The organism is Pseudooceanicola batsensis HTCC2597, from assembly GCF_000152725.1.
GTDB lineage: Bacteria > Pseudomonadota > Alphaproteobacteria > Rhodobacterales > Rhodobacteraceae > Pseudooceanicola > Pseudooceanicola batsensis.
In genome coordinates, this window is sequence record NZ_CH724131.1 from 1729584 (window position 1) to 1746436 (window position 16853).

Here is a 16853-nt window from a genome sequence, read left to right on the forward strand (position 1 = left end):
CGTCGGCGGGTCGTCCCGCCTTCGAAGGCACAATCGTCCAGCCCGACAGAAATTTCAAGCCTAAAGTTTTAGGCTTGAAATTTCGGCGCCGGGCATGGAAGATCCCGTCTGTACCCGCGCCAGCAAGGAGGGAAAGGCATGAAGACCGTCTGTATCGGGGGTGGTCCCTCTGGCCTCTACTTCGCCATCAGCCTCAAGCTCCGCGACCCCGAGGCCGAGATCCTCGTCCTGGAACGCAACAGGCCCGACGACACCTTCGGCTGGGGCGTCGTTCTGTCGGACGAGACGCTCGAGAATCTCGAGCGGAACGACCCCGTCAGCGCCGCCGCGATCCGCGACCACTTCGCCTACTGGGACGACATCAAGGTGGTGAAGGAGGACGTGGCCATCACGTCGACCGGGCACGGGTTCTGCGGACTGGGACGCAAGCAGATGCTTCTCCTCTTGCAGCAGCGCTGTCGCGAGCTGGGCATCGAGATGCGCTTCGAGACCGAGGTGGACGACATCGAGACGCTGCGCGCCGAATACGACCTCGTGGTCGCCGCCGACGGGATCAATTCGAAGACCCGCCAGCACTTTGCCGCGCATTTCAGACCCGAGATCGACACCCGCGCCTGCAAGTTCGTCTGGCTGGGCACCCATGCCAAGTTCGACGACGCCTTCACCTTCATCTTCAAGAAGACGCCGCAGGGCTGGATCTGGGCGCACGCCTACCAGTTCGACGCCGACACCGCGACCTTCATCGTCGAATGCGCCGAAGACACCTGGCGGGGGCTCGGCTTCGACGAGATGGGACAGGAGGCGATGATCGCGGAATGCGAGCGTATCTTCGCCGACCACCTGAACGGCAACGCCCTGATCTCGAACATGAAACACCTGCGCGGTTCCGCCTGGCTGAACTTCAACCGCGTGCTCTGCGAGACATGGCATCACGAGAATGTTGTGCTGCTGGGCGACGCCTCGGCCACGGCGCATTTCTCGATCGGCTCGGGCACGAAACTGGCGCTCGAATCCGCCATCGCCCTGGCCGAACTGGTCCACACCCGCCCCACGCTGGAAGAGGCCTTCCGGACGTACCAGGAGGATCGCCGCCTCGACGTGCTGCGCCTGCAATCGGCGGCCCGCAACTCCACCGAATGGTTCGAGGATGTCGAACGCTACCTCCACCTCGACCCGGTCCAGTTCAACTATTCTCTGCTGACCCGGTCGCAGCGCATCAGCCACGAGAACCTGCGCCTGCGCGATCCCGGCTGGCTGAAGGAGGCCGAGGAGTGGTTCCAGGCCCGGGCCGGCGCCAACGGCGTGCATCGCGCGCCCATGTTCGCCCCGTTCCAGCTGCGCGGGATGCGGCTGAAGAACCGCGTCGTCGTCTCGCCCATGGCGCAATACAAGGCCGTGGAGGGCTGCCCGACCGACTGGCATTTCGCGCATTACGCGGAACGGGCCAAGGGCGGCGCGGGGCTGGTCCATATCGAGATGACCTGCGTCTCGCCCGAGGGGCGGATCACCCCGGGCTGTCCGGGCCTCTACGCTCCGGAACACGAAGCGGCGTGGAAGCGCCTGACCGATTTCGTCCACGCCGAAACCGACGCCCGGCTCTGCATGCAGATCGGGCACTCCGGCCGCAAGGGCTCGACCCAGCTGGGGTGGGAGACGATGGACGCCCCCCTGCCCGAGGGCAACTGGCCGACCGTCTCGGCCTCGGACATTCCCTGGGACGAAGGGCATGCCGCCCCCCGCGCCATCGACCGGGCCGAGATGGACCTGATCCGCGATCAGTTTGTCGCCGCCGCCCAGATGGCAGACCGCGCGGGCTTTGACATGATCGAACTGCACGCCGCGCACGGCTATCTGCTGTCCTCCTTCATCTCGCCGATCTCCAACCACCGGACCGACGACTACGGCGGATCGCTGGAGAACCGGATGCGCTATCCGCTCGAGGTCTTCCGCGCCATGCGTGCCGCCTGGCCCGAGGACAAGCCGATGTCCGTCCGCATCTCGGCCACCGACTGGATCGGCGACCGGGGCGTCGAGGGCGAGGAAGCGGTCGAGATCGCCGCCCTCTTCCACGAGGCCGGGGTCGACATCGTCGACGTCTCGGCCGGACAGACCAGCGTCGAGGCCCGGCCGGTCTATGGCCGCATGTTCCAGACCCCCTTCTCGGACCGGATCCGGAACGAACGCGGCATCCCGACCATGGCGGTCGGTAATATCTACGAACCCGACCACGTGAACTCGATCCTCATGGCGGGGCGCGCGGATCTCGTCTGCCTCGCCCGGCCGCACCTGGCCGACCCCTACTGGACCCTGCACGCCGCAGCGGCCCTCGGCGACGAGGAAACGCAATGGCCGCTGCCCTACCTGCCCGGCCGCGACCAGATGCGGCGGCTCGCGGAACGTGGCGAAGGGCTGGGCATCCGGGTCTAGGCTGCGCCGGCCCCCTCACCTCCTTCGAGGGGACGGGGAGTTTTTCACGCGGGATGGGAGGGATGGAATTCGGCCCATCTTCCCGACCGCCCCCATGCAAACCGGCGCAACGCCGGCCCGGGAGCCGATGCGCGTAAACCGCTGGACCTCTTGGCGTGTGCCTGCCGTGGCAGTTCTCCGACACGGCACCAAAGCGCCGGCCCGCGGGGGCGGGCCCGGTTTCACGCTGAAACCGGCGGACGCACCGCGCCCCGAACGCCGCTGGCCGGGGCTCAGGCCCGGCCTGCACCGCCACCCGGACCAGAGCTCACCGCCTTATGCCCGCCTTCACCTTCGAGAACCCCGCCATCGAGGCATAGCCGCCGACGATCCCCTTGCGTTCCTCGCGCGAGAGGACCTGGTTCACGTCCTTGAAACCGGCCGGCGCCAGTCGCTCCACGGCATCGATCACCCGCTCGGGTCCGCCGACCCGGTTGGTGCGCACGATGTCGGAGGTCTTGGGCAGCCGTTCCTTCTCGTAGGCCCACAGCGCCGCCCGCGGGTGTTCGGCGCGGGCCAGCGCGTCCGCCAGGCATCGCGCGTCGAGGATCGCCTGGCTGGCCCCGTTCGACCCGACCGGATACATCGGATGGGCCGCGTCGCCCAGCAGCGTCACACGTCCGAATGTCCAGCGCGGCAGCGGGTCGCGGTCGGCCATCGGATATTCGTAGATCGCCGGCGCGGCCTTCACGAGACCTCCGATATCCATGCCCGGCACGTGGAACCGCAGCGCATGCGGCAGGACCTGCGCCAGCGACGCCTGCCGCGACCAGGAATCCGGCGGCGGCGGCGAGGCCTCGCCGTCCTTGATCCGCACGTTCACGACCCAGTTCGTCAGCTGCCGGCCGTTCTCTGCCGGCGCGATCGGATAGAGCACGAACTTGCCGCCCAGTCCGCCGCCGATGGCCATGCTCTCGCCATCCTCCCAGACCGGCCAGTCGCTCGCGCCGCGCCACATCACCACGCCCTGCCACGACGGCGCCCCCTCGCCCGGATAGAAGACGCGGCGGCCGACCGAATGGATCCCGTCGGCGCAGATCAGCACCTCGCCCCGGCAGCTCTCGCCGTCGCCGCCGATCGTGCTGTCGCTGAAATGCGCGGTGACGCCGGCATCGTCCTGCACGAAGCCCTCAAGCCGCCGCCCGGTCCGCAGCGCGTCCTGGCCCAGCCGCGCGACAACCGCATCGTGGATGACCTTCTGCAGCCGGCCCCGGTGGATCGAGAACTGCGGCACCTCGTGGCCGGCATGCATGCCGCGCAGTTCCGACCAGACCTCCTGCCCCTGCCGCGTCAGATAGGCAAGCTTGCGCGTCCGCACCCCGACCGCATCCAGGGCCGGAAGAAGCCCGAGATCCGCGAGCTCGCGGATCGCATGGGGCAGCACGTTGATGCCGACGCCCACCTCGCGGACCTCGCGCGCCGCCTCGTAGATGCGAACGGGAACGCCGCGCGCATGCAGCATGAGCGCCGTGGTCAGCCCGCCGATTCCCGCCCCCGCGACGATCACCGTCATCGGATCAGTCCTCGTCCGGGGGCAGGAAATCCACCTCGTGCTTGGCCGAGATCGCCACCACGTCGGCCGGGTTGGGCTCGGGCCCGAGGTTGTGCAGCGCCCAGAACAGATCATAGAGCCGCCGCGTCGGCGCCACCCAGAACAGGCACTTGATGGTGGTGTCGGTCTTGTTGAAGATCCCGTGCGGGATGCCCATGGGCAGACGGATCGTGTCGCCCGGTTCGGCATAGGTCTCGACCCCGTTCAGAAGCAGGTCGAACCGCCCCTCCAGCACATAGATGAACTCGTCCTGCGTCGGGTGGATATGCGGCGGCACGAAGGTGCCCTTGGGCAGGGTCGCATGCCAGGCCATCGAGTTCTTCGACTTGAGCTTGGGGACATAGGTCTGGCCGAGAATGTTCCAGGAGATGTCGTCGATGCCGGAATTCGACTTGGTAACGCCGGGTATCATGGTGTTGTCCTTTCAGATCAGACGTGCAGGAAACGGTCTTTGACGTCGGGCGTGGCGAGGATCTCGGCCGTCGTGCCGGTCCAGACCACGCGGCCCTTTTCGATCACGACGTGACGGTCGGCGAACCGTGTCAGCGCGTCGACGTTCTTGTCGATGACGAGAATCGCCTCGCCCTCGGCCTTGAGCCGGGCGAGACAGGCCCAGATGTCGGCGCGGATCAGCGGCGCCAGCCCCTCGGTCGCCTCGTCCAGCACCATGAGCCGCGGGTTGGTCATCAGCGCCCGACCGATGGCCAGCATCTGCTGCTCTCCGCCCGAAAGCTGGGTGCCCATGTTGCGCCGCCGCTCCTCCAGCCGGGGGAACAGCTCGTAGATCCGGTTCAGCGTCCACTTGCCCGGCCGGGCCGTGGCGCGCAGGTTCTCCTCGACGTTCAGCGTCGGAAAGACCTGGCGTCCCTCGGGCACCAGTCCCAGCCCCGCCAGCGCCATGCGGTGCGGCTCGGCCCCCGTCAGATCCTGCCCCTCCACCCTGACCTGGCCGCCGCGCGGGCGCAGCAGTCCGAAGATCGACTTGACGGTGGTCGTCTTGCCCATCCCGTTCCGGCCGAGCAGCGTCACCACCTCGCCCGGCCCGACGCTCAGGTCGATCCCGAAGAGGATGCGGCTTTCGCCATAGGCCGCCTCCAGGCCCGAAACCTCCAGCATCAGGCGACCTCCTCTTCTTCCTCGCCCAGGTAGGCGGCCCGCACCTCCGGGTCCGAGCGGATCGCCTCGGGCGTGCCCGTGGCGATGATCCGGCCGTAGACCAGCACCGACACGCGGTCGGCCAGCGCGAACACGGCCTCCATGTCGTGTTCGATCAGCACCATGGTGAACCGGCCCTTGAACCGCTTGAGCCGGTCGATGAACGCCTCGGCATCCTCGCCGCCCACGCCGGCCAGCGGCTCGTCCAGCAGCAGCACCTTCGGCTCGGTCGCCAGCGCGATCGCCAGCTCCAGCCGCCGGTGTTCGCCGTGGCTGAGCGAACTGGCGCGGACATGGGCGCGATCACCCAGCCCCGCCTCCTCGAGCGCGCGCAGCGCGGCCGCGTTCAGCGCCTCTTCCTCGGCGACCCTGCCGAAGAAGCGAAAGCTCGAGCCGGACCGCGCCTGCACGGCGACCGCCACGTTCTCGAGCGCGGTGAAGCCGGGCAGGACGCAGGTGATCTGAAAGGACCGCGCGAGGCCCCGCCCCACGCGGTCGGGCATCGACAGCTGCGAGATATCCTCGCCCCCCACCAGGACCCGCCCGGCGTCGGACCGCAGCTGCCCCGACAACTGCGCGATCAGCGTCGTCTTGCCCGCCCCGTTCGGGCCGATCACGGCGTGGATCTCGCCCGACGCCACCTCGAGCGAGACGTCGTCGGTCACCTTCAGCGCGCCGAAGTTCTTCGACAGGTTCTGCACGCTCAGAGAGGTCATCGCCGCCCCCTCCCGATGCCCAGCCTCTCGATCAGCCCGGTGATCCCGCGCGGCGAGAAGAGCACCATGAGCACCAGGAAGGTGCCGAAGAGCAGCGGCCAGTGATGGGTGAGCATCCCCAGCCACTCCTCGAGCAGCAGCGCCACCACCGCCCCCACGATGCCGCCCGTCAGCGTCCCCACGCCGCCCAGCACCACCATGACGATCAACTCGCCCGAGCGGTGCCAGGACATGAAGGCCGGCGACACGAACTGCGCCTGGTTGGCCAGCAGCACGCCGGCGACCGAGGTCAGGCAGGCCGAGATCACGAAGGCGGTCAGCTGGAACCGGAACGGGGCATAGCCGACCGCCTCCATCCGGGTCCGGTTCTCGCGAATGCCGGTGAAGACCCGTCCGAACCGCGAATTGACGATCCGGTTGCACAGCACGAAGACCGCGATCAGCAGGGCGAGCGTCGTGTAGTAGAGGCCATAGTCGCTGCCGAGCAGGTCGGTGCCGAGGACGCCGGAGCGCTGCGACAGCGAATAGCCGTCGTCGCCGCCATAGGCCGAAAGCGAGATGAAGAAGAAGAACGCCATTTGCCCGAAGGCCAGCGTGATCATGATGAAATAGACGCCCTGCGTCCTGAGCGAGATCGCGCCCGTGATCAGCGCGAACCCGGCCGACATCACGATGCCCGCGGCGATCTGCAGGAACAGGTCGTCGATCCCGTAGCTCGACAGGATCGCGACGGCATAGGCCCCGAAGCCGAGATAGGCGGCATGGCCGAAGGACACCAGCGCCCCGAACCCCAGGATCAGGTCCAGCGCCATGGCGGCGATGGCATAGGCCAGGATGCGCGTGCCGATCAGCACGTAGAACGGATCGTTCAGCGCCGAGGCGAGCGGCGGCATCAGCGCGAAGAGGACGAAGAGCACCAGCGCCGCCTTTACCCGGCCGGCCAGGGCGGGCGTCCGGGGGGCGGGGCGCATCGCGGGGGCGTCGGACATCATGCGCGCCTCCCGAACAGGCCGGCGGGCCGCGCGAACAGGATCACCGCCATCAGGATGTAGACCAGCATCGGCGCCAGCACCCGGCCCATCTGTCCGGCCGCCGCCGGGTCGAGCAGCGATCGCAGGAGGAAGGGCCCGAACACGCCGCCGAGCGTGTCCACCACGGCCACCAGCAGCGCCCCGAGAAAGGCCCCCTTGATCGACCCGATACCGCCGATGACCACGACGACGAAGGCCAGGATCAGCACGCTTTCCCCCATGCCGGTATCCACCGACAGGATCGGCGCGACCAGGGCTCCGGCCAGGCAGGCCAGCACGGCCCCGAGCGTAAAGACGATGGCGAAGAGCTTGTTGATGTCCACGCCGAGCGCCGAGACCATCATCCGGTTCGTCGCCCCGGCCCGCAGCAGCATCCCGATGCGCGTGTGATTGACCACCACGTAGAGCCCTGCCGCCACGGCCAGCCCGGCGAGGATCACGGCGATGCGGTAGACCGGATAGCGCAGCGGGCCCATCAGGGGCACGGACCCCGACAGCATCTCGGGCATCGGCACCGACAGCGGCGAGGTGCCCCAGACGATCTCGACCAGTTCGCTGGCGATCATGACCAGCCCGAAGGTGGCGAGCACCTGGTCCAGATGCGACCGGGCGTATAATCGCCTTATGATCACCACTTCGATCAGCAGCCCCACCACGACCGCCGCCGGCAGCATCAGCAGGAGACCCCACCAGAAGCTGCCGGTCAGCGCCGCGAAGGTCGCGATGAGATAGGCGCCCACCATGTAGAGGACGCCATGGGCGAGGTTGATCACGTCCATGATCCCGAAGACGAGCGTCAGCCCCGCCGCGATCAGGAACAGCAGAACGCCCAGCTGAACCCCGTTGAGGAGCTGGAGAACGAAAAGGTTCATCATGGACGCGATCCCCCGCCGACCTTGTCGATCACTGCATCGCGCACTGATCGGCGTAGTTGTCGACGTAGTCGTCGAAGATCTTCTCCTTCACGGAGGTGCCGTAATAGCCGTCATCGCGCTTCACCGCCTCGACGAGGTAGAAGTCCTGCACCGGGTAGTTGTTCGCACCAAAGCTGAAATCGCCGCGCGGGCTGTCGAAATCGGCCTCCGTGATCGCCGCGCGCAGCGCGTCGCGGTCGGTGAGGTCGCCGCCCGTCTTGCGCACCGCGCTGTCGATCAGCTGCGCCGCGTCATAGGCCTGCATCGCGTAGGTGCCGGGCACCGAGTCGTATTTCTCGATATACGCCGACACGAAAGTCCGGTTCGCCTCGTTGTCCATGTCCGGCGCCCAGTTCGCCCCGCCCAGAAGGCCGACGGCGGCCTCCTGCGTGGCCGGCAGCGTGGTCTCGTCCACGGTGAAGGCCGACAGGAACGGGATCGAGGTGAGCCCGGCCTGCGAATACTGCTTCACCAGGTTCACGCCCATGCCGCCCGGCATGAAGGTGAAAAGCGCGTCGGGCTGGAACGCCGCGATCTGCGCCAGCTCCGAGCTGAAATCGAGCTGACCGAGTTCGGTATAGACCTCGCCCGCGACATTGCCGGTGTACGAGTTCTTGAACCCCGCGACGCTGTCCTTGCCCGCCTGGTAGTTCGGCACCATCAGGAACACGTTCTGATAGCCCTGCTGTTCGGCATAGGCGCCCATCACCTCGTGGTTCTGGTCGTTCTGGTAGGAGGTCGTGAAGAAGTTCGGGTTGCACTCGGCCCCCGCGAAGTTCGACGTTCCGGCATTGGTCGAGATCAGGATGGTGCCCGTGCTGGTGACCGGCTGGTGGATCGCCATCAGGATGTTCGAGAAGATCGGGCCGACGACGAAATCGACATTCTCGCGCTGCACCAGTTCGCGCGCCTTGTCGGCGGCGAGGTCCGGACGGCCCTCGTCGTCCACGACGATGATCTCGGTTTCCATGCCGCCGATCTCGCCGATCCGCTCGGCCGCCAGCATGAACCCGTCGCGCGCCTGCACGCCGAGCGCGGCCGGCGGGCCGGAGAGGGTGTAGATCAGGCCGATCTTCAGCACGTCGTCATTCGCCGAAGCGGGCACGTCCTGCGCCATGGCCGGCGCGGCGAGGCCGAGGGCCAGCACCGTCGAAGCGAACAGTCTTGTCTTGTGGGTCATGTTGAACTCCCTGGTTGTCGTTATGCGGCTTGGCCGTCTGGTTGGGCCCCGGGGGCCTGTCGGGCATCCGCGCCCCGTGCCGCATTCAGCGGCGTAACGCGTTACGGATGCAAGCATTTATCCTGTGTCACCTCTCCTCGACCGGTGCCAGCGCGGCGCGCATCATGGGCGAGCCCGCGTCGCACAGCCCGTCTATCACGTTGAAATGATGACGATCCGGCTCGACCACCGAAGCGGTCCGGGCGCCGAGGCCATGCCAGATGTTCGGCAGCAGCGCGGTCTGGCGAAGGAACTCCTGACGCTCTCCGCCCCCGACCCAGCAGGTCAGCGCCACCCCGGGCAGCGGCCGCTTCAGCGCGGGGCTGTTCGCTTCGGCGCTGTCCATGTCGAGACGCAGCATCTCGTTGCGCGCGGTCTGCAGCATCGGGCGCAGGTCATGCAGGCCCGAGATCGACAGGACATGCCGCAGCCGCGCCCGCAGCTCCTCGGAGAGGGGGCTGTCATGGCACATCATCGCCGAGACGAGATGCCCGCCGGCCGAATGGCCCGACAGCACGAGGGGCCCGTCGATCTCGCCCGCCGCATGCGCGATCGCCTGCCCGACCTGGGCGATGATCCCGGCGATGCTCACGTCGGGGCACAGGTCGTAGGACGGGATCGCCACGGCCCAGCCGCGCGCCACCGCCCCCGCCGCCAGGTGCGACCAGTAGGACTTGTCCAGCGCGATCCAGTAGCCCCCGTGCACGAAGACGAACAGGCCGCGCGGCGACCCTTCGGGAAGAAACAGATCATAGCGGTGACGCGCGCCGGACCCGTAGGCGACATCGCACCGGGCCTGCGTCGCCTCGCGAAAGGCGGCGGCCGGTTCGACCCAGGCCGCCGGGTAGTCGGTTCCGCCGGGAATGTTCCGCCCGTTCTCATAGGCGTCATCCCAGTCTTTCACGTCGAAGGAAAACACGACGCACCCCCTGTTGGATCTGCCGGACGTCCTGCGTGGGACACCGGTCCTTGCACCTATCGTTACGCCGGGAATCGTATATTTCAAGCTCAAACCTTTTTTGCTTGAAATAATTTTTGGCGCTGCCTAGCCTTCCGTCAGTTCCGTCGAAATCACCGTAGGAGACGACCGTGGCGCCCAACGGCACCGATGCCAACACCCGGACCTCCGCCGCCGCCCCCGATGCCGCCTCGAAGGAACGGCTGCGCATGTGGCTCAGGATGCTGAAAAGCACCCGCCGGGTCGAGGCCGCGCTGCGCGAAAGGCTGCGGCGCGACTTCGGCACCACCCTGCCCCGGTTCGACGTGATGGCCGCCCTGGCGCGCTACGACGACGGCCTGAAGATGAGCGCGCTCTCGGGCGTGCTCCGCGTATCCAACGGCAACGTCACCGGCATCGTCGACCGCCTGGCCGAAGAGGGGCTCGTGGTGCGCGTGCAGGTCCCCGGCGACCGCCGCGCATCCCTCGTCCGGCTGACGCGCAAGGGACAGGAGGTCTTTGCCCGCCAGGCCGCCGCGCACGAGGCATGGATCAGCGAACTTCTCGAGGACTTCACGCCCGAGGAGGCGCGGATCTTCTCGGACCGCTTCGACGCGGTGACACACAGAAACGAGGAGGAGGACCCGGAATGAGGGCCGATACGACACATTTCCGCTGCGACATCGACGACGGGATCGCGACGATCCGGCTCGACCGTCCGGACCGCAAGAACCCCCTGACCTTCGACAGCTATGCCGAGCTGCGCGACTGGTTCCGCGAGCTGCACTACGACGACGAGGTCAAGGCGGTGGTCTTCGCCTCGAACGGCGGCAATTTCTCCTCCGGCGGGGACGTGCATGACATCATCGGCCCGCTGACGAAGATGACGATGAAGGAACTGCTGCGCTTCACCCGCATGACCGGCGACCTGGTCAAGTCGATGATCAACTGCGGCAAGCCGATCATCGCCGCCGCCGACGGCGTCTGCGTCGGCGCCGGCGCGATCATCGCCATGGCCTCGGATTTGCGGCTGGCCACGCCCGAGGCGAAATGCGCCTTCCTCTTCACCCGCGTGGGGCTGGCGGGCTGCGACATGGGCGCCTGCGCGATGCTGCCCCGCATCATCGGCCAGGGCCGCGCCAACGACCTGCTCTACACCGGCCGCGCCATGTCCGCCGAGGAAGGCGAAAGATGGGGCTTCTGGAACCGGCTCGTCGCGGCGGAGGATCTCGAGGCCGAGGCCGTGAAACTCGCCCGCCGGATCGCCGACGGCCCGAACTTCGGCCACATGATGACCAAGACCATGCTCCAGCAGGAATGGTCCATGTCGCTCGACCAGGCGATCGAGGCCGAGGCGCAGGCGCAGGCGATCTGCATGCAGACCCAGGACTTCACCCGCGCCTACGAGGCCTTCGTCGCCAAAGAAACGCCCGTATTCGAGGGCGACTGATGGCCGACCGCTCCTATCTCGACTGGCCCTTCCTGACGTCCCCCCACAAGGACCACGCCACCGCGCTGGACGACTGGGCCGGCACGCTCGGCCCGATCGATCATCACGACGCCGACGCCACCTGCCGCTCTCTCGTGGCGCGGCTCGGCGCCGACGGCTGGCTGGAACCCACGGCCGTCGATCCCGCGACCCCCCAGCCGCTCGACGTCCGCACCCTGTGCCTCAGCCGCGAGACGCTGGCGCGGCATGACGGCCTGGCCGATTTCGCCTTCGCCATGCAGGGGCTGGGCACCGGGGCGCTCTCGCTCTTCGGATCGCCCGACCAGCAGGCCGAATGGCTCCCCCTCACCCGCAAGGGCAAGGCGATCTCGGCCTTCGCCCTGACCGAACCGCAATCGGGCTCGGACGTGGCGAATTCCACCATGACCGCCCGCGACGACGGCGACGCCTGGGTGCTGGATGGCGAGAAGACCTGGATCTCCAACGGCGGGATCGCCGATGTCTACACCCTCTTCGCCCGCACCGGCGAAGGCCCCGGCGCCAAGGGGCTCTCGGCTTTCATCCTGCCCGGCGACACCCCCGGGCTGGAGATCGCCGAGCGGCTCGACACCATCGCGCCGCATCCGCTGGCGACCCTGCGCTTCTCCGGCGCGCGCCTGCCGAAATCGGCGCTGATCGGCCAGCCGGGCCAGGGTTTCAGGATCGCCATGTCCGTGCTCGACGTGTTCCGCACCACCGTGGCGGCCGCCGCTCTCGGTTTTGCCCGCCGCGCCCTCGACGAGGCGACCGCCCGCGTGATGTCCCGCGAGGTGCAGGGCAAGCCGCTGGCCGACCTCCAGATGGTGCAGGCCCATATCGCCGAGATGGCGCTGCGCGTCGATGCCGCCGCCCTTCTCGTCTACCGCGCCGCCTGGACCAAGGACAGCGGCGCGTCCCGCGTCAGCCGCGAGGCCGCGATGGCCAAGCTTTTTGCCACCGACGAGGCGCAGAAGGTCATCGACGCCGCCGTCCAGCTGCACGGCGGGGACGGCGTACGGTCCGGTAACACCGTGGAAAGGCTTTACCGCGAGATTAGGGCGCTTCGCATCTACGAGGGCGCGTCCGACGTCCAGAAAGTGATCATCGCCCGCCAGACGCTCGACGCAGCCATGGCGGGCTGAAGAACAGAAACCGGCACGAACCGGCACAAGGGAGACCGAACACATGACGGCGCAGAAAATCATCGACCTCGGCCCCTCGGCCCATGTCGATACCTTCACCCGCGACAACCTCCCGCCCGCCGATCAATGGCCCGACATCCTGCTCGACCGGTTCAACTATCCCGAACGGATCAACGTGGGCGTCGAGCTGACCGACGCGATGGTCGAGCGCGGCTTCGGCGACCGCACCGCGCTCATCGGCAACGGCCGCCGCCGCACCTACAAGGAACTGGCCGACTGGACCAACCGGCTGGCCCACGCCATGGTGGCCGATCTCGGGATCAGGCCGGGCAACCGCGTGTTGATCCGGTCCGCCAACAACCCCGCCATGGTCGCCGTGTGGCTGGCCGCGACCAAGGCCGGCGCGGTCGTCGTGAACACCATGCCGCTGCTGCGCGCGGGCGAGCTGACGGCCATCGTGGACAAGGCGAAGATCCAGTTCGCCTTCTGTGACACGCGGCTGATGGACGAGATGGCGACCTGTGCCAAGACCTCGGAATACCTCGAGAAGGTCGTGGGTTTCGACGGCACCTCGAACCACGACGCGGAACTCGACCGGCTGGCGCTGGAAAAGCCGGTGACCTTCGACGCGGTGGACACCGGCCGCGACGACGTGGCCCTGCTGGGCTTCACCTCCGGCACGACCGGCGCGCCCAAGGCAACGATGCACTTCCATCGCGACATCCTGATCATCGCCGATGGCTATGCGAAAGAGGTGCTGAACGTCACGCCCGAGGATGTCTTCGTCGGCTCCCCCCCGCTCGCCTTCACCTTCGGCCTGGGGGGGCTCGCCGTCTTCCCCCTGCGCTTCGGCGCAGCGGCCACGCTGCTCGAGAACGCCAGCCCGCCCAACATGATCGACATCATCCAGAAGTACAAAGCGACGGTCAGCTTCACCGCGCCGACCGCCTATCGCGTCATGCTGCGGGCGATGGACGAGGGCGCGGACCTCTCGTCCCTGCGCGCGGCCGTCTCGGCCGGCGAGACCCTGCCCGCCCCGATCTACGACGAATGGATCGAGAAGACGGGCAAACCCATGCTCGACGGGATCGGCGCGACCGAGATGCTCCACATCTTCGTCACCAACCGTTTCGACGACCACCGCCCCGCCTGCACCGGCAGGCCGGTCACGGGCTACGAGGCCCGGGTCGTGGACGACGAGGGCAACGACGTGCCCCCCGGCACCACCGGCCGCCTCGCCGTGCGGGGGCCGACGGGCTGCCGCTATCTCGCCGACGAACGGCAGGCGGGCTACGTGCTCGACGGCTGGAACATCACCGGCGATGCCTTCACCATGGACGAGGACGGCTATCTCCACTTCGCCGCGCGCAACGACGACATGATCATCTCCTCGGGCTACAACATCGCCGGCCCCGAGGTCGAGGCCGCGCTCCTGTCGCACCCGGCGGTGGCGGAATGTGCCGTCGTCGGCCAGCCCGACGAGGATCGCGGCAGCATCGTCGAGGCCCATGTCGTCGTGGCCGAGGGGCACACCGCCGGCGAAAAGCTGGTCAAGGCCCTGCAGGAACACGTCAAGGCGGTGATCGCGCCCTACAAGTACCCGCGCTCCGTCCGGTTCATCGACGCTTTGCCCAAGACCGAAACCGGCAAGGTCCAGCGCTTCCGCCTGAAACGCGCGCCCCGCTGAAGACCCGCCGCCGCGCTCCGGTCACCCCTGCACCGGCCCTGCGCTCCCACTTCGAGCTCTCTCCGCATCCGGCCTATCGCGACATCATGCTGCGCGAGGGGTTCCGGCAACCGCCGGTCGCAGCCGGTCTTCAACCCGAAGGTCGGGCCCGCAACGGCCTGACGGTGGCAACCGCGGAACTTCGCGGTATGGTCGCCGCCATCGAGAGAGACAATCGACACACGACATGACAGACAAGGACCCGAGCCAATGAAGATCGCGAGATACACGCACAACGACCAAATCGCCTGCGGGATGGTCGAAGGCGACACGCTGCGCCCGATAAGGGGCGACATCTTCGGCGATTTCTCGACCACCGAGGACAGGCTGCCGCTGTCCGACGTCGCCCTCCTGCCGCCGGTTGAGCCGGGCAAGCTGGTGTGCGTCGGGTTGAACTACAAGCGTCACGCCGAGGAATCCGGTGCCGCGATCCCCGAAGAGCCGATGCTCTTCATGTGCGCCCCGTCCGCCGTCATCCCCGACGGCGGCACCATCCTGCTGGACAGCCAGGACGCCAGGATCGACTACGAGGCGGAAATCGCCATCGTGATCGGCAAGCAGGCCCGCAACCTGCCCGAGGCCGACGCCCGGTCCTGCATCTTCGGCTACACGATCTGCAACGACGTCTCGAACCGCGACTATCAGAAGAAGGACGGGCAGTTCACCCGGGCGAAGTCCTTCGACACCTACAAGCCCCTCGGCCCCTGGATCGAAACCGGGCTCGACCCGGACAACGCGGCAATATCGCTCCGCCAGAACGGCGAACTCCGGCAGCAGTCGAACACCAGCGACATGATCTTTTCGATCGACCGGATCGTGGCCTTCGTCTCGGGCATCATGACCCTGAACCCCGGCGACGTGATCATCACCGGCACGCCCGAAGGCGTGGGTCCCATGAGGTCCGGCGACCGCATCGAGATCGAAATCGAGGGCATCGGCACGCTCGCCAATTCCGTCGCCAACGCGTAGGCCAAGGCAGGCGCCCAAGCCCCCTGCGCCATGCCGCCCGCCCGGCGCATGGCGCGCCCCGGCAGCCGACCCTTCCGGCCGCGCGAGCGACGGCACCCCGCCTGCGCCTGTCGCCCGACCGCTTCCGTAAACGGCGCCACGCGCCGCGGGGCGGGGGACAGGCTGCCGGCAAAGTGGCGGAGGAGGTGGGATTCGAACCCACGGTACGCTTTCACGCACGCCGGTTTTCAAGACCGGTGCATTCGACCACTCTGCCACTCCTCCCGGTCGCGCCGGTCTAGCGGGACCCGGGCGATTCTGGAAGCGCGGATCGGGACCACGCGCCGCGGGGAAAAATCGCCGATCGCGGACGCCAGACTTTTCACGGCACGCCGCAAGGGGTAGACTGCGCCAAAACAAAGGGCAGGGCCGGAACTCCGGCCGCGCGGCTCGGCCGTGCAGGAAAGGGGCGAAGAATGGCGTTCGGGAAATGGATCACCGGCGGGCCGCGGCACCGGCTTGTGGCGGGCGTATGCGCGGCCGCGCTGCTGGCGGGCTGCGCCGAGGATGGCGGGCAGCTCTTTCAGTCCTCCGGTGCGGCGGCGACCACCGCGGGCGGATCGACCCGCCTGGTGGAACGCGATGTCGAGGCGCCCGAGGTCTTCCAGGAATCCGAGGCCGGGCTCTGGGACGGGCGCCCCTCGCTCGGCGGTGTCTGGGTCGCGCACCCGGCGGTGACGGAACCCGAACGCGCCCTGATCCGCAACACCGCGAATAACAAGTTCGTCATCGGCGCGCTGTTCAAACCCTCGGTCGAACGCTCGGGCCCGCGCTTCCAGGTCTCCTCGGACGCGGCCGAGGCGCTCGGCATGCTGGCCGGGCAGCCGGTGAACCTCAACGTCACCGCCCTGCGCCGCGAAGAGGTGCCGACAGCGCCATCCGCGGCCCCTGCCCCGGAGCAGGCCGACACGGCCGAGGCTGCCGATCCGGGCGAAACCATGCCCGCCCCCGAGGCGGTCGAGACGGCGACGCTCGATCCCGTGGCGGGCGCCGCGGCGGCGCTCGACCGGGCCGAGGATGCGGGGCAAGCGGCTGAAACGGTGGGCGAAACCGCCGTCGATGCCGCCGCTCCCGAAGCGCCGAGGAAAAAGCGCCGCTGGTTCTGGCAGAAGAAGGAGCCCGAGGTCGCCACCACCGCCGCGCCCCCCGCCCCTGCGGCTGCACCCGCAGCGCCCGAGGCCGCCGCCGCCCCCGCGGCGGCCACCCCCGCACCCGCCCCGAGGCCGGTGTCGCGGCTCGACAAGCCCTATCTGCAGATCGGCATCTTCAGCGTCGAGCGGAACGCCCGCAACACCGCCGTCGCCATGCGCCAGGCCGGGATGATCCCGACGGTTCTCGAACAGTCCTCGCAGGGCAAGACCTTCTGGCGAGTCATCGTCGGCCCCGCTACAACATCGGACGAACGCGCCGCGCTGCTCGACAAGATCAAGGCGGCCGGTTTCACGGATGCCTACGCGGTGACGAACTGACGGAGCCTTCCGTCCGGCGCGTCACCCGACACTGCCTGAAGGAGAAAGGA

At 68.1% G+C, this 16853-nt stretch carries 15 protein-coding genes and 1 tRNA gene; 7 read left to right on the forward strand and 9 right to left on the reverse strand.

Annotated elements, in window-relative coordinates; translation table 11 throughout:
* Positions 1-138: 138 nt before the first annotated feature.
* Positions 139-2427: a bifunctional salicylyl-CoA 5-hydroxylase/oxidoreductase gene (locus OB2597_RS12345; RefSeq protein WP_009805908.1), complete on the forward strand. Its 2289-nt coding sequence runs from the start codon at positions 139-141 to the stop codon at positions 2425-2427.
* Positions 2428-2734: 307 nt separating this feature from the next.
* Here the strand turns inward: OB2597_RS12345 and OB2597_RS12350 are convergent, their stop codons facing one another.
* The 8 genes from OB2597_RS12350 to OB2597_RS12385 form a co-directional block, all read right to left on the reverse strand.
* The gene (locus OB2597_RS12350; protein ID WP_009805909.1) at positions 2735-3979 is read right to left on the reverse strand and encodes a flavin-dependent oxidoreductase; all 1245 of its coding nucleotides are present in this window, start codon (positions 3977-3979) and stop codon (positions 2735-2737) included.
* A gap of 4 nt (positions 3980-3983) precedes the next feature.
* Positions 3984-4430: a cupin domain-containing protein gene (locus OB2597_RS12355; protein ID WP_009805910.1), complete on the reverse strand. Its 447-nt coding sequence runs from the start codon at positions 4428-4430 to the stop codon at positions 3984-3986.
* Between the two features lie 17 nt (positions 4431-4447).
* Positions 4448-5134: an ABC transporter ATP-binding protein gene (locus OB2597_RS12360; RefSeq protein WP_009805911.1), complete on the reverse strand. Its 687-nt coding sequence runs from the start codon at positions 5132-5134 to the stop codon at positions 4448-4450.
* A complete protein-coding gene (locus OB2597_RS12365) occupies positions 5134-5889 on the reverse strand; it encodes an ABC transporter ATP-binding protein (protein ID WP_009805912.1) in 756 nt (251 codons plus the stop codon). The genes OB2597_RS12360 and OB2597_RS12365 overlap by 1 nt, the downstream gene beginning before the upstream one ends.
* Entirely contained in the window at positions 5886-6881 is a 996-nt protein-coding gene (locus OB2597_RS12370; protein WP_238529720.1) for a branched-chain amino acid ABC transporter permease, read from the reverse strand. The genes OB2597_RS12365 and OB2597_RS12370 overlap by 4 nt, the downstream gene beginning before the upstream one ends.
* Entirely contained in the window at positions 6878-7795 is a 918-nt protein-coding gene (locus tag OB2597_RS12375; RefSeq protein WP_009805914.1) for a branched-chain amino acid ABC transporter permease, read from the reverse strand. Before OB2597_RS12375 ends, OB2597_RS12370 begins: the two co-directional genes overlap by 4 nt.
* A 28-nt stretch (positions 7796-7823) precedes the next feature.
* A complete protein-coding gene (locus OB2597_RS12380) occupies positions 7824-9014 on the reverse strand; it encodes an ABC transporter substrate-binding protein (protein ID WP_009805915.1) in 1191 nt (396 codons plus the stop codon).
* Positions 9015-9141: 127 nt separating this feature from the next.
* Positions 9142-9972, reverse strand: a complete 831-nt coding sequence (locus OB2597_RS12385; protein ID WP_009805916.1) for an alpha/beta hydrolase — start codon at positions 9970-9972, stop codon at positions 9142-9144.
* Between the two features lie 170 nt (positions 9973-10142).
* Here OB2597_RS12385 and OB2597_RS12390 point away from each other — a divergent pair, with 170 nt between their 5' ends.
* The 5 genes from OB2597_RS12390 (at position 10143) to OB2597_RS12410 (ending at position 15295) form a co-directional block, all read left to right on the forward strand.
* Entirely contained in the window at positions 10143-10643 is a 501-nt protein-coding gene (locus tag OB2597_RS12390) for a MarR family winged helix-turn-helix transcriptional regulator (RefSeq protein ID WP_009805917.1), read from the forward strand.
* Complete coding sequence (locus OB2597_RS12395) at positions 10640-11440, forward strand: enoyl-CoA hydratase family protein (RefSeq protein WP_009805918.1); 801 nt, start codon at positions 10640-10642, stop codon at positions 11438-11440. Before OB2597_RS12390 ends, OB2597_RS12395 begins: the two co-directional genes overlap by 4 nt.
* The gene (locus tag OB2597_RS12400; RefSeq protein ID WP_009805919.1) at positions 11440-12600 is read left to right on the forward strand and encodes an acyl-CoA dehydrogenase family protein; all 1161 of its coding nucleotides are present in this window, start codon (positions 11440-11442) and stop codon (positions 12598-12600) included. Before OB2597_RS12395 ends, OB2597_RS12400 begins: the two co-directional genes overlap by 1 nt.
* A gap of 43 nt (positions 12601-12643) precedes the next feature.
* Positions 12644-14287, forward strand: a complete 1644-nt coding sequence (locus OB2597_RS12405; RefSeq protein WP_009805920.1) for an AMP-binding protein — start codon at positions 12644-12646, stop codon at positions 14285-14287.
* A gap of 249 nt (positions 14288-14536) precedes the next feature.
* Positions 14537-15295, forward strand: coding sequence for a fumarylacetoacetate hydrolase family protein (locus OB2597_RS12410; RefSeq protein WP_009805921.1), 759 nt, complete (start codon positions 14537-14539; stop codon positions 15293-15295).
* Between the two features lie 174 nt (positions 15296-15469).
* On the opposite strand, the gene OB2597_RS12415 is transcribed toward OB2597_RS12410, so the two are convergent.
* Positions 15470-15559 (reverse strand) — tRNA-Ser (locus OB2597_RS12415).
* 191 nt (positions 15560-15750) lie between these two features.
* Here OB2597_RS12415 and OB2597_RS12420 point away from each other — a divergent pair.
* Positions 15751-16803: an SPOR domain-containing protein gene (locus tag OB2597_RS12420; protein WP_009805922.1), complete on the forward strand. Its 1053-nt coding sequence runs from the start codon at positions 15751-15753 to the stop codon at positions 16801-16803.
* Positions 16804-16853 lie beyond the last annotated feature (50 nt).

Excerpts from the sequence above, each read along its gene's own strand:
- OB2597_RS12345 (WP_009805908.1), top strand. The coding sequence starts at position 139 with ATGAAGACCGTCTGTATCGGGGGTGGTCCCTCTGGCCTCTACTTCGCC.
- OB2597_RS12350 (WP_009805909.1), bottom strand. The coding sequence starts at position 3,979 with ATGACGGTGATCGTCGCGGGGGCGGGAATCGGCGGGCTGACCACGGCG.
- OB2597_RS12355 (WP_009805910.1), bottom strand. The coding sequence starts at position 4,430 with ATGATACCCGGCGTTACCAAGTCGAATTCCGGCATCGACGACATCTCC.
- OB2597_RS12360 (WP_009805911.1), bottom strand. The coding sequence starts at position 5,134 with ATGCTGGAGGTTTCGGGCCTGGAGGCGGCCTATGGCGAAAGCCGCATC.
- OB2597_RS12365 (WP_009805912.1), bottom strand. The coding sequence starts at position 5,889 with ATGACCTCTCTGAGCGTGCAGAACCTGTCGAAGAACTTCGGCGCGCTG.
- OB2597_RS12370 (WP_238529720.1), bottom strand. The coding sequence starts at position 6,881 with ATGATGTCCGACGCCCCCGCGATGCGCCCCGCCCCCCGGACGCCCGCC.
- OB2597_RS12375 (WP_009805914.1), bottom strand. The coding sequence starts at position 7,795 with ATGATGAACCTTTTCGTTCTCCAGCTCCTCAACGGGGTTCAGCTGGGC.
- OB2597_RS12380 (WP_009805915.1), bottom strand. The coding sequence starts at position 9,014 with ATGACCCACAAGACAAGACTGTTCGCTTCGACGGTGCTGGCCCTCGGC.
- OB2597_RS12395 (WP_009805918.1), top strand. The coding sequence starts at position 10,640 with ATGAGGGCCGATACGACACATTTCCGCTGCGACATCGACGACGGGATC.
- OB2597_RS12400 (WP_009805919.1), top strand. The coding sequence starts at position 11,440 with ATGGCCGACCGCTCCTATCTCGACTGGCCCTTCCTGACGTCCCCCCAC.
- OB2597_RS12405 (WP_009805920.1), top strand. The coding sequence starts at position 12,644 with ATGACGGCGCAGAAAATCATCGACCTCGGCCCCTCGGCCCATGTCGAT.
- OB2597_RS12410 (WP_009805921.1), top strand. The coding sequence starts at position 14,537 with ATGAAGATCGCGAGATACACGCACAACGACCAAATCGCCTGCGGGATG.
- OB2597_RS12420 (WP_009805922.1), top strand. The coding sequence starts at position 15,751 with ATGGCGTTCGGGAAATGGATCACCGGCGGGCCGCGGCACCGGCTTGTG.